A 14,110-nucleotide genomic window follows, 5' to 3' on the forward strand; every position below is an offset into this window, starting at 1 on the left:
ATACGCCCCCCATCAGGCACTGATCGGGTCCGGGGACCGTTCGGCTACGCGCCCCGGAGCACCGCCCCGGTCCGCTCGCCGGCGAGCGCCACTGCGGCGTCGCGCGCGGCCGTGGACTCCTCGGCGGTCAGCGTCCGGTCACCCGCCCGGAAGCGCAGCGCGTAGGCCAGGGACTTCTTGCCCTCGCCGACCTGCTCACCGGTGAACACGTCGAACAGGCGCAGCGACTCCAGGAGTTCGCCCGCTCCCTTGCGCAGCGCGGCCTCCACGGAGGACGCCGGGACGGAGGCGTCCACGATCAGCGCGACGTCCTGGGTCGCCACCGGGAAGGAGGAGATCCGCGGCGCCTGGACGGCCGTGCCGCCGGCCGCCGCGAGACGGTCCAGGTCGATCTCCATCGCGCTGGTGCGGGCCGGCAGGCCCATGGCCTTGACCACCCGCGGGTGCAGCTCGCCGGCGTGGCCGATGACCTGCTCCACACCGTCGACCGTGACGACCAGCTCGGCGCAGCGGCCCGGGTGCCAGGGGCCGTACTGGCCCTGGCGGACGACGAGCTCGGTACCGGCCTCGACGGCCAGTGCCCGGGCGGCCTGGACCGCGTCGGCCCAGTCGGCCGGGCGGCCCTTGCCCCACCAGCCGGCCTGCTCGCGCGCACCGGCCAGCACGACCGCGGCGTACCGCGGCTGCGCGGGCAGCGCCGCGTCCAGGGTGGCGATCTCCTCGTCGGTGGGACGCCGGTCGACGGGCAGCCGTACGGCGGCACCCGGCCGCGCGGCGGCCCGGAAGACCGAACCGGTCTCGAAGAGCGCGAGGTCGTGGCTGCCCCGGCTGTCGTTGCGGCGCAGCGCGCCGAGCAGACCCGGCAGCAGCGTGGTGCGCAGCGCCGGCTCCTCGTCAGAGAGCGGGTTGACCAGCTTGACGACCTGGCGGGCGGCGTCGTGCGCCGGCAGCTGGAGCTGGTCGAAGACGCCTTCGCCGAGGAAGGGGTAGCTGAGCGCCTCGACGTAGCCGGCACCGGCGAGCGCACGGCCGACCCGGCGGTGCAGCTGCTGCCGGGCGGTCAGACCGCGGCCGGAGGGCACCTGCGGCAGGGTCGACGGGAGGTTCCCGTAGCCCTCCAGCCGGATGACCTCTTCGGCGAGGTCGTTGGGCGCAGCGAGGTCGGGCCGCCACGAGGGCAGCGTGACCACGAGCTCGTCCTGGCCGTAGACGTCGCAGCCGATCTCCTGGAGGCGGCGCACGACGGTCTCGCGGCCGTACTCCATGCCCGCGACCCGGTCCGGGTGGTCGGCGGCCATCGCGATGGTGCGCGGCGCGCCCGGGGCGACGACCTCGGTGACCCCGGCCTCCGCGGTGCCGCCGGCGAGGAGCACGAGCAGGTCGACGGTCCGCTGGGCGGCCGCGGCGGCCGCCTGCGGGTCGACGCCCCGCTCGAAGCGCTTGGAGGCCTCGGAGGAGAGCTTCATGCGGCGGGCGGTGCGCGAGATCGACACGGAGTCGAAGTGCGCGGCCTCGATGACCACGTCGGTGGTCCCGGTGACGGCGCCGGTCTCCGGGTCGGTGACGGAGTCAGCGATCTCGGTGTTGGCGCCGCCCATGACGCCGGCGAGGCCGATCGGCCCGCTGTTGTCGGTGATCACCAGGTCCTCGGCGTCGAGCGTGCGCTTGACCCCGTCGAGGGTGGTGAACTTCTCGCCCTGCTCGGCGCGGCGGACGCCGATGGTGCCGTCGATCCGCGAACGGTCGTAGGCGTGCAGCGGCTGGCCGAGTTCGAGCATCACGTAGTTGGTGATGTCGACGGCGAGCGAGATCGGACGCATGCCGGCCTTCTGAAGGCGGCGCTGGAGCCAGATCGGCGAGCGCGCCTCGGGGTCGAGACCGGTGACGGTGCGGGCGGTGAAGCGGTCGCAGCCGGCCGGGTCGTCGATCCTGACCGGGTAGCCGTACGAGTTCGGGCCGGGCACGTCGAGCAGCGCGGGGTCACGCAGCGGCAGGCCGTAGGCGGTCGCCACCTCGCGGGCGATGCCGCGCAGGGACATGCAGTAGCCGCGGTCCGGGGTGACGTCGATGTGCAGCACCTCGTCGACGAGCTGGAGCAGCTCGATCGCGTCGGTGCCGGTCTCGTGCTCCGGCGGCAGCACGATGATGCCGTGCGTGCCGTCGTCGCCCATGCCGAGCTCGTCGCCGGAGCAGATCATGCCGTGCGAGGTCTTGCCGTACGTCTTGCGCGAAGCGATCGCGAAGTCGCCGGGCAGGACGGCACCGGGCAGGACCACGACGACCTTGTCACCGACGGAGAAGTTCCGGGCGCCGCAGACGATCTCCTGCGGCTCGCCGGTGCCGTTGGCGGTGCCGACGTCGACCGTGCAGAAGCGGATCGGCTTGCGGAAGCCCTCAAGCTCCTCGATGGTCAGCACCTGGCCGACGACGAGGGGGCCCTTGAGCCCGGCGCCGAGCTGCTCGACCGTCTCGACCTCCAGGCCGGCGTCGACGAGCTTGGCCGCGACGTCGCGACCGGATGCACCGGCGGGGAGGTCGACGTACTCCCGCAGCCACGAAAGCGGGACCCGCATCAGATCTCCATCCCGAAAGGCCGGGTGAAACGAACGTCACCCTCGACCATGTCTCGCATGTCTTCAACGTTGTGACGGAACATCAGCATCCGCTCGATGCCGAAGCCGAAGGCGAACCCGCTGTACTTCTCCGGGTCCACACCGCAGGCGGTCAGCACCTTGGGGTTGACCATGCCGCAGCCGCCGAGCTCGATCCAGCCCTCGCTGGAGCAGGTCCGGCACGGGCGGTCGGGGTTGCCCACCGACTCACCGCGGCACACGTAGCACTGCATGTCCATCTCGGCGGACGGCTCGGTGAACGGGAAGAAGTGCGGGCGCAGCCGGGTGGTGGTCTCCTCGCCGAAGAGCTCCTTGACCATGTGGTCGATGGTGCCGCGCAGGTCCGCCATGGTCAGGCCCTCGTCCACGGCGAGCAGCTCGACCTGGTGGAAGACCGGGGTGTGCGTCGCGTCGAGCTCGTCGGTGCGGTAGACGCGGCCCGGGCAGACGATGTAGACGGGCGGCTTGCGCTCCAGGAGCGAGCGCGCCTGCACCGGGGAGGTGTGGGTGCGCAGCACGACACCGGACTCGTCTCCCTCGGTGCCCTCGGGGCCCCGGACGAAGAAGGTGTCCTGCATCTGGCGCGCCGGGTGGTCGGGCGTGAAGTTGAGGGCGTCGAAGTTGAACCACTCCGCCTCGACCTCGGGGCCCTCCGCGACCTCGTACCCCATGCCGACGAAGATGTCCGCGACGCGGTCCATCAGCGTGGTCAGGGGGTGCCGGGCGCCCGCGGGGGTGCGGTCGTACGGCAGCGTGACATCCACCGCCTCCTCGACCAGCACCCGCTCGTCGCGCTCGGCCTCGAGCTCGGCGGTGCGGGCCCCGAAGGCCTTGTTCACGGCGCCGCGGGCCTGGCCCACGCGCTTGCCCGCCTCGGCCTTGGCCTGCGGGGGCAGGGCGCCGATCTCGCGGTTGGCGAGCGCCAGGGGCGAGCGGTCGCCCATGTGCGCGGTCTTCGCCTCGCGCAGCGCGTCGAGGTCGCCGGCGGACGCGAAGGCGGCGAGCGCCTCGTCCCGCATGCGCTCGATCTCTTCCGGTTTCAGTGCCTCGACCTCGACAGGGTCGTACGACTTGTTCGGTGCCGACATCTCTTCCCGTACTTCCGATGGCTGGCTGGTTGGGTCCCCCGCGCGACGCGCAGGACGCGCTCGGCACAAGGACACAAAGGTGCCAAAGGACGAGTCTAAGCGCCGCTGGGGGTGGAGGAGCCCGTGGGCCGCCCGGCGAGACGCTCAGCAGGGCTACTGCGTGAGGTAGGCCGGGGCGCTCACGGGCAGGATAAATCGGAACTCGGCGCCGCCGCCGGGGCCGCGGCCGACCGTGATGGTGCCGCCGTGCGCCTCGACGATGCCCTTGACGATGTAGAGGCCCAGGCCGGTGCCTCCGCGCTTGCTCCCCCGCCAGAAGCGGGTGAAGACGCGGGCCATCGACTCCTCGGGGATCCCGGGGCCTTCGTCGGACACGGTGATGGCGGTTCCCTTCTCATGCGGCGACACCCCGATGGTGACCGTTCCCTCGCCGTGGCGCACCGCATTTTCGAGGAGGTTGCCGAGGATCTGGTCGATCTTGTCCGGATCGGCCCACAGGTCGGGGAGCGGACGGCTGATGCTGACGAGGAAGCGCTCGGGCGCCTGGCCGTTCGCGGTGAGTGCCTGTACGTGGCGGCCCACCGCGGTGGCGATGTCGACCGGCTGGCGGCGCACCTCCAGGCGGCCGGAGTCGATGCGCGAGATGTCGAGGAGCTCGGCGATGAGGCGGGTGACCCGGTTGGCGTCGGCGTCGACGGTCTCCAGCATCAGCCGCTTCTGGTCGTCGGTGAACCGCTCCCACTTGGCGAGCAGGGTCGCGGTGAACCCCTTGACGGAGGTCAGCGGGGAGCGCAGCTCGTGGGCCACCGTCGCGATCAGCTCGGCGTGGCTGCGTTCGGTGCGGCGGCGGGCCTCGGTGCCGCGCAGGGTGACGACGAGCCGGCGGACCGGGCCGGTGGGGTGGGTGCGGATGTAGCTGGCCGAGACGAGCACCTCCCGGCCGCCGGGAAGCAGCAGGTTCCGCTCGGGCTGGCCGCGGCGGGTGGCGAGGCCTCCGTACGGGTCCGTCAGCGCCCACCAGCGGCGCCCTTCGAGGTCCTCCAGCGGGAGGGCCCGGTCGATGGGGGCGCCGAGCGCCTCCTGCGGCGCCAGAGCGGTGATCCGCGCGGCGGCCGCGTTGAAGCAGACCACCCGGCCGGTGTCGTCGGCGACGACGAGCCCGTCGGGCAGGTGGTCCGGGTCCACCTCGAAGCCGAGTCCGGCGCCCGGGACCTCGGCGGCCTCCCGCGCGGCGGGGACCACGGGCCGGGCGGCGCGGGCGCGGCCCGAGTCCACCGCCTGGGGCGGTACGCCGCACAGCCCGTCGGCGGCCGCGACCGGAGGGTCGAGGGCGTCCAGGAACGGCTCCTCGGCCGCGTCCGCGGCTCCGGGCCAGCTGTTCGTACCGACGGTCATGTCCCCGTACCCCACATCTCCGAGTAGCGCAGTGGGCCCCCCGGGCCGCCACACTACTAGCTGGGGGTCACGGAGCGGCACCCTCCGGGCGCCCGCTGTGCACGCGCGGACGCGTAGAGACACACGGCGGCGGCCGTCGCCAGGTTCAGACTCTCCGCCTTCCCGTGGATCGGGACCCGTACGACGGCGTCCGCGAGCGCCCGGGTCTCCTCCGGAAGGCCCCAGGCCTCGTTGCCGAACACCCAGGCGGAGGGGCCACCCATGGTGCCGGCGTCCAGTTCGGCGTCGAGGTCGTCCTCGCCGGCCCCGTCGGCCGCGAGGATCCGTACGCCGGCGGCGCGCAACCCTGCGACGGCCTGCTCCACCGGAACGCCGACGGCGACCGGCAGGTGGAAGAGGGAGCCCACGGAGGCCCGTACGGACTTGGGGTTGTAGAGGTCCACGGAGGCGTCGGTCAGCACCACCGCGTCGGCCCCGGCGGCGTCCGCGCAGCGCAGCACCGTACCCGCGTTGCCGGGGTCGCGCACGTGCGCGAGGACGGCGACGAGTCTGGGCCCGGCCTTGAGGATCTCTTCGAAGGGCGAGTCGAGGAAGTGGCAGACGCCCACGATCCCCTGGGGGGTGACGGTCTGGGAGACCTCGGCGAGCACCTCGTCGGAGGCGTGGTGCACACGGGCCCCCGCGTCCAGGGCCGCGCCGATGATCTCGGGATGGCGCTCGGCGGCCTCGACGGTGGCGAACAGCTCGATCAGGGTCGGGGCGCCCGTGGGACCGCGGTGCTCGACGGCCTCGCGGACCGCCTGCGGGCCCTCGGCGATGAACCGGCGCTCCTTGGTGCGGAAGTTGCGCCGCGCCAGTCGCCTGGCGGCGGCCACCCGCGGGGATCGGGGGGAGATCAGCTCGGCGGGGGTAGCCATGGTCTGCGGTTCTCTCTCGGGGTTCCGGAGCGCGCGCGGGCGCGGCCGGCGGGCGGACGTGGTGCGGGGCGAAAGCACACGGACCCGCAGGCGAATGCCTGCGGGTCCGTGGGGGCCGGCCGCGTGATCGCGGGCCGGCTAGCCCTTAGGCAGCGGCCTTGGGGGCGTTGACGTCGGCCGGGAGCGCCTTCTGCGCGACCTCGACGAGGGCGGCGAACGCGTTGGCGTCGTTGACGGCCAGCTCCGCGAGGATCTTGCGGTCCACCTCGATGTTGGCGGCCTTCAGACCCTGGATGAGGCGGTTGTACGTCATGCCGTTCTGGCGGGCAGCGGCGTTGATGCGCTGGATCCACAGCTGACGGAAGTCGCCCTTGCGCTTCTTGCGGTCGTTGAAGTTGTAGACCAGCGAGTGGGTGACCTGCTCCTTGGCCTTGCGGTACAGGCGCGAACGCTGACCGCGGTAGCCGGAGGCCGCCTCGAGGATCGCCCGGCGCTTCTTGTGGGCGTTTACTGCCCGCTTGACGCGTGCCACTTTTTAACTCCTTGTAGCGGGGCCGTGGGTGTCTTCACACGACCCGGAAATTCGATGGGGTCCCGGTCTCGACATGCTTCCGCTCCCGGCAGGGGGAGCGGAGATGTCAGATGCCGAGAAGCTTCTTGATCTTCGCGGCGTCGCCGGGAGCCATCTCCGCGTTGCCGGTGAGGCGACGGGTCAGGCGGGACGACTTGTGCTCGAGCAGGTGGCGCTTGCCGGCGCGCTCGCGGAGCACCTTGCCGGAGCCGGTGACCTTGAAACGCTTCTTGGTACCGCTGTGCGTCTTGTTCTTCGGCATGGCGCCGTTATCTCCTCGTCGGTGGCGCTCCCTCGCCGGTCCGCACCGGACCGGCTCGGGGGAGCGTCATGGTGTGTAGGTGATTCGAGACAGGTGCCTCGGAATCAGGCCTCGGCGTTCGCCTCACCGGCGTCGGCCTCGGTGACCTTGGCATCCTTGGCGTCCGTCGCCTCGACCGGGGCGGCCTCCTGGGAGGGAGTCGCTTCGTCGGCGGCGGCGGCGCCCTGGCGCTCGGCCTTGCGTGCGGCCTGCGCCTCGCGGGCTTCGGCCATGGCCTCGGTCTTCTTCTTGTGCGGACCGAGGACCATGATCATGTTTCGGCCGTCCTGCTTCGGGTTCGACTCGATGAAGCCGAGCTCCTCGACGTCCGAAGCGAGACGCTGCAGCAGTCGGTAGCCGAGTTCCGGCCGGGACTGCTCGCGACCACGGAACATGATCGTGATCTTGACCTTGTCGCCCTGCTTGAGGAACCGAACGACGTGACCCTTCTTGGTGTCGTAGTCGTGCGGGTCGATCTTCGGCCGGAGCTTCATTTCCTTGATGACCGTGTGCGCCTGGTTCTTGCGCGCCTCACGGGCCTTCATGGCCGACTCGTACTTGAACTTGCCGTAGTCCATGAGCTTGCAGACCGGCGGGCGTGCGGACGCCGCGACCTCGACCAGGTCGAGGTCGTACTCCTGTGCCAGCTCAAGCGCCTTGGCAAGCGGCACGATGCCGACCTGCTCGCCGCTGGGACCGACGAGTCGTACCTCGGGAACGCGAATCCGGTCGTTGATGCGGGGCTCGGTGCTGATGGATCCTCCTCGGTAGCACCACACGACTGCCTGGCAGACAGCCGCTGACGTGTATTTCCGTCAGACCGACCACAGCGGGAGAATGAAAAAGCCCCGCCGGGCACAGGCAGGGGCTCCAAAACGACCGGAGCACCGCCGCATGCAGCACGCGGGGCGCAGACTCGGGCGGCTTTCCATCGTCCGTACGGAACGATGGATGCCGCCTGACCGGTGACCCGCCGCCCCGGAAGGCGGTCAGGTGGGAGAACGGAGCCTCCACTTGTGGGCCGGACACCATGGCATCCGGCCGGTCGATGTACATACTAGCACCCGCGTTGCAAGCCCGCCGCACGGCATATCGTGGGGCTCATGACTGACGCGACACCCTCCACCGACCCCGCTGCCGACGGCGCCCCCGACTACGACGCCATGACCCGCGACATCGCGGACGTGCCCGCCGTCGAGGTGATCACGACGGTGGCCGTGCACCTGCTGAGCGCCGCGGCGGTCAACCTGGGCCTGGACAAGCCGGACTCCGAGCACAAGGACCTCGACGAGGCCCGCAAGCTGATCACGGCCCTGGCCGGACTCGTCACCGCGAGCGCCACCGAGATCAGCTCCTTCCACGCCGCCCCGCTGCGCGACGGTCTGAAGTCGCTCCAGCTGGCCTTCCGCGAGGCCTCGGTCGTCCCGGACGAGCCGGGCCAGGGCCCGGGCGAGAAGTTCACCGGTCCCGTCTTCGGCTGATCCGGGGACGAGCACCACGCGGGAGGGGCGGGCCGTGACGACACGGCCCGCCCCTCCCGCGTCGTTCAGCGGGTGTAGAGGGGCTCGCCGGGCGGGACCGGAGCGTCCGGCGGCAGCAGCGCCAGGTCGAGGCCGCGCACCAAGCGGGCCCGCAGGGTGGTGTCCGCCGCCAGGGCCTCGGCGACGCGGCGGGCCGCGGCGGGGGCCTGGGCGTCGGCGGCCAGCACGATCGCCAGGGTTCCGTCAGCGTCGGCGCCGCCCGGGCCGAGGTGGGCGCACCGCACGGCCGGCTCGGCGGACACGGCGGCCCGTACGGCCTCCCGCACGGCGGGGTCGGCCAGTGGGTCGGTGTTCGTGCGGCCCTCGGCGAGCGCGAGCAGCGCAGGCCCGGTCAGCTGGTAGGCGACCGGGCCGGCCAGGTCCAGCACGACGGTGTCGGCCTTCTCGTGCGCGGCGGCCGCCAGAGCCTGGTGCAGCGGGACGGCCACCGGCCGGGCGGCCGGGTCCCAGAGCGCGAGCGAGGCGATCGAGGTGAAGGCCGGCAGGGCCCGCCGGTCCCCCGCCCGCAGGGTCGGGACGGCCATGTCGCTGGTCTTCTCCCGCTTGAGTCCGGTCTCCGGGTCGGTCTCCACCTCGCCGAGGACGGCCACCACCGGGACCAGCAGGCGGGCGCCCTTCAGTGCCGCCAGGACGCGCGGCTCCTGCGTGCGGTCCTCGGCCCATGCGGCGAGGGCCGCGGTCAGCTCGGGATCGGCGGAGCCGTCGTCGTCGGAGAAGCCCGGGTCGGGAATGTTCTTGTTCGCCATGTTCGCCACAGTTACCCGACCCTACTGTGCCGGGTCCGCGCCGCCGCCCCGGGGACCACGTCGCGGGCGCCGGGCCAGTACGGCGGCCAGCACGAGCAGCACCGCTCCGGCGGCCGCGGCGGCCGGAGCGCCGAGCCGGGCGCCGCGCTCCGGCGGGCGGACCGGCTCGGGGCCCGGGCCGAAGTACCGGGCGGCGGCCGGGGCCGGGGCGGGTACCGCAGCCTCGGGCCGCATCTCGTCCGCGACCTGGAGGGCGGCTGCGGGATCGACCATTCCGTGGCCGCGGGCGTCGTCGCGACCACCGGCCGGGGAGTCGGAGGCGGTGTCCTCCAGCAGCTTCTTGATCTGGGCGGGGGACAGATCGGGGTGCGCGGCCCTGACCAGGGCCGCCGCTCCGGAGACGAAGGCGGCGGCGGCGCTGGTGCCCCAGCCCTCGTAGTAGGAGCGGTCCGGGTCGGCGATGACGACGTCGACTCCGGGGGCGCTCACGGTGGCATACCAATTGCGCGTGGAGAATTTCGCCTTCCGGCCGCGGCGGTCGACCGCAGTCACGGCGATGACCCCCGGGTAGGCGGCCGGGTAGGAGACGCGGTCGCCCGACTCGCCGCCGTTGCCTGCGGAGGCCACGACGACCACCCCCTTGGCGAGCGCATACTGGACCGCCTCGTCCTCGCCCGCCTCGTGGTGGGCGGAGTCGCTGTCGTCGCCGAGGGACAGGTTGATCACGTCGGCCCCGTGGTCTGCGGCCCAGCGGATGCCTTCGGCCAGGGCACCGCCCTTGCTTTCGCGTGCCTTGGCCCGGCCCGGGTCGCTCTCTTCGAGGATCACCCGTACGGGCAGGATCCGCGCCTGCGGCGCGACGCCGAGGACTCCCTGGCTGCGGCTCGGACCGTGCCCGTGCCCGGCGATGATGCTCGCCATGGCAGTCCCGTGGCGGGCCCAGGCCCGGTCGCCGGGGCCGGCGCCCATGCCGATGAGGTCGGTGCCGGCGAGGACCTGGCCGGACAGGTCCGGGTGGGACTCGTCGACGCCGGTGTCGAGGACGGCGACGGTCACGCCGTCCCCGCGGGTGGTGCCCCAGGCCTCCTCGGCGCGCAGGGCCAGGAGCCCCCACTGGCGGTCGCGGATGGTGTCGGCAGCGGCCGGGGCGGCAGTGGCGGTGGCCAGGAGAGCGGCGGCGGCGAGCACGGCCGCACCACGGGGGAGGGCCCGGGCGGAGGCTCCGGCGAGGGTCATCGTGCGGCCTTCGGGGCTGGGGTGACGGGCGGTGCGGCGAGGGCCGCCAGACCGTCCCCGATGCGGTCGGCGACCGCCGTGGCCTCGTGGCCGAGGCCCGCCTGAGCGGCGGCGCCCGTGGCGCCCTTCGCGACGAGGTCCCCGGCCGGGCGCGGGGCCTCCTGGGGGCGGCCGTCGGCGAAGGCGGAGACGGCATAGACGACAACGGGGGCCTCGGTGCGTACGGAGGCGGCCCAGGCGGCGCGCTGGTCGTCGGCGAACCCGTAGGCGGGCGGGGCGGTGAGTCGGCCCCGGAGGGAGCTCATCGTGGGCCCGTCGGCGGGAGTGAAGACCATGCCGACGGCGATCAGGGCGCTGCGGGTGGCGTCGGTGTAGGTGGCGCGGAGCACGCGGGTGCAGCCGGTCTCGGCCACCGCGGCCAGCCAGTCGGCGGGCAGGGCGGCGGGGCAGTCGGCGTCGGGGGCGAGCGCGACGCGGGTCCAGGTGCGGTCGGCGCCGCCGGGGCCGGCCGAGGGGCCGGCGAGGACGGGCGGAAAGAGGCTGTCCACGGGGGCCGCGCGCCACAGCGAGCCGGCCTTGCGGTAGGCGGCGTCGGCGGGCAGGGGGCGGTTCGCGGCGCGGTGTTCGGCCCAGGTGGTGAGGGCGGCTCCGCCGACGAGGCCGCCGCCGAGGACGAGGCAGAGGGTGGCGGCCACGACGCGGCCGGGGTGACGGCGCGGCGGGACGTGGGTGGGCCGGGGCGGCGGGGACCAGGGGTCGGGCTCGCCCGGGATCGTGGTCCGCGGTGTCGTCGTGGTCATCCGGCGGCTCCGCCCCCCGTTCCGTACGGCTGCCTGCCCGTACTCTACGGGGTTCGCGGACACCCACCCGGCGGAGCGGTCCCGTCGGGCCACGTTCTACGTCCCGGCCGACGCCCCGACCTGTCCCCACCCCGGCCCGGCAGATCCCCCTCACCACTGCCGCGCCGCCTCTCCCCCGGCCACGCTGCCCCTCGGCCTCGCCCCCTCCAGCCTCGCCGGTGTTCGAGGCACGGGGTCCGGGCGGAGCCCCGGGGGTTGGCCCGGGGCCCTACCCACCGGTAGAGACCTCTGGCAAGCTGCCGCCCATGAACTCCCCCGCCGCCGACCGCGCCCGGTACGACCGGGCGACCGCGCACCTGGACGCGCCGCTGGCCATCGTGGATGTCGAGGCCTTCGACGCCAATGCAGACGATCTCGTGCGCCGGGCCGGCGGCAAGCCGGTCCGGGTCGCCAGCAAGTCGGTCCGGTGCCGTGCTTTGCTCGAACGGGTGCTGGCCCGCCCCGGGTTCGCCGGGATCATGTCGTACACCCTCGCCGAGTCGCTCTGGCTGGCCCGTTCCGGGTTCGAGGACGTGCTCCTCGCCTACCCCTCCGCGGACCGGGCCGGTTTCGGCGAGCTGGCCGGCGACGCCAAGCTGGCCGCGGCCGTCACCGTGATGGTGGACGACCCCGCGCAGCTGGACCTGGTCGACGCGGCCCGTGACGGCGGTGCCGAGGAGATCCGGGTGTGCCTGGAACTGGACACCGCCCTGCACCTGATGGGCGGCCGGATCCGGGTGGGCGCGCGCCGGTCGCCGCTGCGCGAACCGGCGGAACTGGCGGCGCTGGCCCGGGCAGTCGTCGCGCGCCCCGGGTTCCGGGTGGTGGGGCTGATGGCGTACGAGGGCCATGTCGCCGGGGTCGGGGACGCTCTGGCGGGGCGCCCCCTGCGGTCTCGGGCGATCCGGCTGATGCAGGGCGCGGCCCGCAGGGAGTTGGCGGCGCGCCGGGCCGCGGTGGTGGCGGCCGTACGGGCCGTCGTACCGGACCTGGAGTTCGTCAACGGCGGCGGCACGGGCAGCGTGCAGCAGACCGCGGCCGAGGAGGCGGTGACCGAGATCGCCGCTGGGTCGGGGCTGTACGTGCCGCGGCTCTTCGACAACTACACCTCGTTCAGCGGCCGACCGGCCGCCCTCTTCGCCCAGCCGGTGGTACGCCGGCCCGGGGTGGGGGTGGTCACGGTGCTCGGCGGCGGCTACCCGGCGTCCGGGGCGCCCGGCCCGGACCGGCTGCCGGTCCCGTACCTGCCGCAGGGGCTGCGCTACGACCCGCAGGAGGGCGCGGGCGAGGTGCAGACGCCGCTGCTGGGGAGCCCGGCCGACGACCTGCTGATCGGCGACCGGGTCTGGTTCCGCCATGCGAAGGCCGGCGAACTGTGCGAGCGGTTCGACACCCTGCACCTTGTGGAGGGCGACCGGGTCTCGGGCAGTGTGCCGACCTATCGGGGCGAGGGCCTCACCTTTCTGTGACGGCCTGGAACACGGTGTCCGCCTGATCCGGAATGACGCTCGTGTCGTCGCGGCGGACCGGGCCGGCGGTGCCGTCGTGGTCGATGTAGCCGGTGGTGGAGCAGGGGTAGGGGCTGGTCCTCTGCTTCTTGGGCTCGATGAACATCGGGTTGACGATCCATTTGCCGTCGCTGTTGTCGTAGGCCCGGCACATGAGCTCGGTCTTGTTCCGGTTCACCGCGAGCCGCAGGACGGTCGCGTCCCGCAGGAACGTGATGTCGGTGTCGGAGTCTCCCGCCGCGAACACCGGGCGGCGGGCGGGCGGCTGGACCGTCCCGGCGGCGGGGCCGCGCACTCCGAAGACCTCTTTGTTGATCCAGCAGCGCTTGCCGTCGATGTACGTGATCATCGTGTCGGCTCCGTCCGCGACGGAGCCGCATCCCTGGAGGTGGGCGGTGTACGCCCCGCCGCGGGTCGTGGTGTTGCGGATGCCGATGACGCGGTCGGCGCCGATGCCGACGGCCGCGGCCCAGACCTCGACGACCGGCTGGGGGGAGGCCGAGCTGATCCAGACGTCGAAGCCGGCCTTGACGAGGCTCTTGATCAGGTCCTTCTGCTGGTCGTAGTAGCGCACCCACCCGGTGGCGCTGCCGGTGCCGACCTGCTGGGTGGCGCCGACGGGCGCGTCGAGGTTCTCGGTGCGGGCGGCGGCGGCGAAGCCGCGGATCTCGTGGGCGGTCCAGCCCTGCATCAGCTGGGGCAGCCAGGCGTACCCGGGTTCCATCGTGCGGCGGTCCCAGCCGGTGAAGGCGGTGGCTCCGGTGCGGGTCGCGGCGGTGCCGTAGACCGCCCTGATCTCGTCCGCGCAGCCGGCTCCCGCGGGGGTCCCGGTGGGCAGCGGGGTGCCCGGGCGGGCGAGGGCGGCGCAGGCGTCGGCGAGGGCCCCGGCGGCGGCCGGGCTCAGGAAGCGGCTGGTGGTGGTCCAGTCCCCGCGGGCGGGCTGGCGGACCTTGCCGTTGCGGAGCAGCCAGAACATGGTGGCGTCGCCGACGTCGTTCTTGACGACGGTGTTGTCCCAGTCGAAGACGGCGACGGGCCTGGCGCGGGTGGGGCGGTGGGGGCCGCAGCGGCCGTAGCGGTCGATGAGCTGCTGGAGGCGCGCCTGGTTGTCGCCGTACCAGCCGGTCGTCAGCCGCGGGGTGGCGCAGTGCGCAAGGGGGCCTGCGGCCGCGGCGGTGGGGCCGGCGGCGACGAGGGCCGCCACGGTGACCGCGGCGGCGGCGAGCGCCTGGAGGCGCTGGGTGGTGGTGCGTGGGGACACGGGTGATCGCTCCTGGCGGTGAAGGCGTCACGGGCGGTGGAGCACGACAGCCGGGCGTCGTGCGACGCCCGGCTGTCGGGTGGGTGGTGGTGGGT

At 73.5% G+C, this 14,110-nt stretch carries 13 protein-coding genes; 2 read left to right on the forward strand and 11 right to left on the reverse strand.

The window, feature by feature from the left end; translation table 11 throughout:
* Positions 1-44: 44 nt before the first annotated feature.
* The 7 genes from pheT to infC form a co-directional block, all read right to left on the reverse strand.
* Positions 45-2,573 carry a phenylalanine--tRNA ligase subunit beta gene (gene pheT / locus ACFW2G_RS19630; protein ID WP_037925906.1) on the reverse strand — a complete coding sequence of 843 codons (2,529 nt, stop codon included), beginning with the start codon at positions 2,571-2,573 and terminating at the stop codon, positions 45-47.
* The gene (gene pheS / locus ACFW2G_RS19635) at positions 2,573-3,700 is read right to left on the reverse strand and encodes a phenylalanine--tRNA ligase subunit alpha (RefSeq protein ID WP_037925903.1); all 1,128 of its coding nucleotides are present in this window, start codon (positions 3,698-3,700) and stop codon (positions 2,573-2,575) included. The genes pheT and pheS overlap by 1 nt, the downstream gene beginning before the upstream one ends.
* A 153-nt stretch (positions 3,701-3,853) precedes the next feature.
* Complete coding sequence (locus ACFW2G_RS19640; RefSeq protein ID WP_384580484.1) at positions 3,854-5,095, reverse strand: ATP-binding protein; 1,242 nt, start codon at positions 5,093-5,095, stop codon at positions 3,854-3,856.
* 56 nt (positions 5,096-5,151) lie between these two features.
* Positions 5,152-6,012 carry a TrmH family RNA methyltransferase gene (locus tag ACFW2G_RS19645; RefSeq protein ID WP_384451829.1) on the reverse strand — a complete coding sequence of 287 codons (861 nt, stop codon included), beginning with the start codon at positions 6,010-6,012 and terminating at the stop codon, positions 5,152-5,154.
* Positions 6,013-6,157: 145 nt separating this feature from the next.
* Complete coding sequence (gene rplT, locus ACFW2G_RS19650) at positions 6,158-6,544, reverse strand: 50S ribosomal protein L20 (RefSeq protein ID WP_007263143.1); 387 nt, start codon at positions 6,542-6,544, stop codon at positions 6,158-6,160.
* Positions 6,545-6,650: 106 nt separating this feature from the next.
* Positions 6,651-6,845, reverse strand: a complete 195-nt coding sequence (gene rpmI / locus ACFW2G_RS19655) for a 50S ribosomal protein L35 (RefSeq protein ID WP_030770466.1) — start codon at positions 6,843-6,845, stop codon at positions 6,651-6,653.
* A 104-nt stretch (positions 6,846-6,949) separates the two neighbouring features.
* Positions 6,950-7,663 carry a translation initiation factor IF-3 gene (gene infC / locus ACFW2G_RS19660; protein ID WP_037925892.1) on the reverse strand — a complete coding sequence of 238 codons (714 nt, stop codon included), beginning with the start codon at positions 7,661-7,663 and terminating at the stop codon, positions 6,950-6,952.
* 324 nt (positions 7,664-7,987) lie between these two features.
* On the opposite strand from infC, the gene ACFW2G_RS19665 reads away from it, so the two are divergent.
* Positions 7,988-8,365, forward strand: a complete 378-nt coding sequence (locus ACFW2G_RS19665) for a DUF1844 domain-containing protein (protein ID WP_037925889.1) — start codon at positions 7,988-7,990, stop codon at positions 8,363-8,365.
* Positions 8,366-8,430: 65 nt separating this feature from the next.
* On the opposite strand, the gene ACFW2G_RS19670 is transcribed toward ACFW2G_RS19665, so the two are convergent.
* Genes ACFW2G_RS19670 through ACFW2G_RS19680 form a run of 3 tightly spaced genes read right to left on the reverse strand, consistent with a single transcriptional unit; the run spans position 8,431 to position 11,207 of the window.
* Positions 8,431-9,171 (reverse strand): SseB family protein, encoded by a 741-nt coding sequence (locus ACFW2G_RS19670; protein ID WP_384453484.1) that lies wholly within the window; start codon positions 9,169-9,171, stop codon positions 8,431-8,433.
* A gap of 21 nt (positions 9,172-9,192) precedes the next feature.
* The gene (gene mycP, locus ACFW2G_RS19675; RefSeq protein WP_384580486.1) at positions 9,193-10,407 is read right to left on the reverse strand and encodes a type VII secretion-associated serine protease mycosin; all 1,215 of its coding nucleotides are present in this window, start codon (positions 10,405-10,407) and stop codon (positions 9,193-9,195) included.
* Entirely contained in the window at positions 10,404-11,207 is an 804-nt protein-coding gene (locus ACFW2G_RS19680; RefSeq protein WP_384453478.1) for a hypothetical protein, read from the reverse strand. Before ACFW2G_RS19680 ends, mycP begins: the two co-directional genes overlap by 4 nt.
* A gap of 305 nt (positions 11,208-11,512) precedes the next feature.
* Here ACFW2G_RS19680 and ACFW2G_RS19685 point away from each other — a divergent pair, with 305 nt between their 5' ends.
* Complete coding sequence (locus tag ACFW2G_RS19685) at positions 11,513-12,715, forward strand: alanine racemase (RefSeq protein WP_037925883.1); 1,203 nt, start codon at positions 11,513-11,515, stop codon at positions 12,713-12,715.
* Here the strand turns inward: ACFW2G_RS19685 and ACFW2G_RS19690 are convergent.
* Positions 12,702-14,015 carry a haloacid dehalogenase-like hydrolase gene (locus ACFW2G_RS19690; RefSeq protein WP_384453475.1) on the reverse strand — a complete coding sequence of 438 codons (1,314 nt, stop codon included), beginning with the start codon at positions 14,013-14,015 and terminating at the stop codon, positions 12,702-12,704. The two genes, ACFW2G_RS19685 and ACFW2G_RS19690, sit on opposite strands and share 14 nt — an antisense overlap.
* Positions 14,016-14,110 lie beyond the last annotated feature (95 nt).

Source organism: Streptomyces sp. NPDC058880 (assembly GCF_042742535.1).
Taxonomy (GTDB): domain Bacteria; phylum Actinomycetota; class Actinomycetes; order Streptomycetales; family Streptomycetaceae; genus Streptomyces.

Coding starts and splice junctions, on each gene's coding strand:
- ACFW2G_RS19680 (WP_384453478.1), bottom strand. CDS start 11,207: ATGACCACGACGACACCGCGGACCACGATCCCGGGCGAGCCCGACCCC.
- pheS (WP_037925903.1), bottom strand. CDS start 3,700: ATGTCGGCACCGAACAAGTCGTACGACCCTGTCGAGGTCGAGGCACTG.
- ACFW2G_RS19685 (WP_037925883.1), top strand. CDS start 11,513: ATGAACTCCCCCGCCGCCGACCGCGCCCGGTACGACCGGGCGACCGCG.
- pheT (WP_037925906.1), bottom strand. CDS start 2,573: ATGCGGGTCCCGCTTTCGTGGCTGCGGGAGTACGTCGACCTCCCCGCC.
- ACFW2G_RS19640 (WP_384580484.1), bottom strand. CDS start 5,095: ATGACCGTCGGTACGAACAGCTGGCCCGGAGCCGCGGACGCGGCCGAG.
- ACFW2G_RS19670 (WP_384453484.1), bottom strand. CDS start 9,171: ATGGCGAACAAGAACATTCCCGACCCGGGCTTCTCCGACGACGACGGC.
- ACFW2G_RS19665 (WP_037925889.1), top strand. CDS start 7,988: ATGACTGACGCGACACCCTCCACCGACCCCGCTGCCGACGGCGCCCCC.
- mycP (WP_384580486.1), bottom strand. CDS start 10,407: ATGACCCTCGCCGGAGCCTCCGCCCGGGCCCTCCCCCGTGGTGCGGCC.
- ACFW2G_RS19645 (WP_384451829.1), bottom strand. CDS start 6,012: ATGGCTACCCCCGCCGAGCTGATCTCCCCCCGATCCCCGCGGGTGGCC.
- rpmI (WP_030770466.1), bottom strand. CDS start 6,845: ATGCCGAAGAACAAGACGCACAGCGGTACCAAGAAGCGTTTCAAGGTC.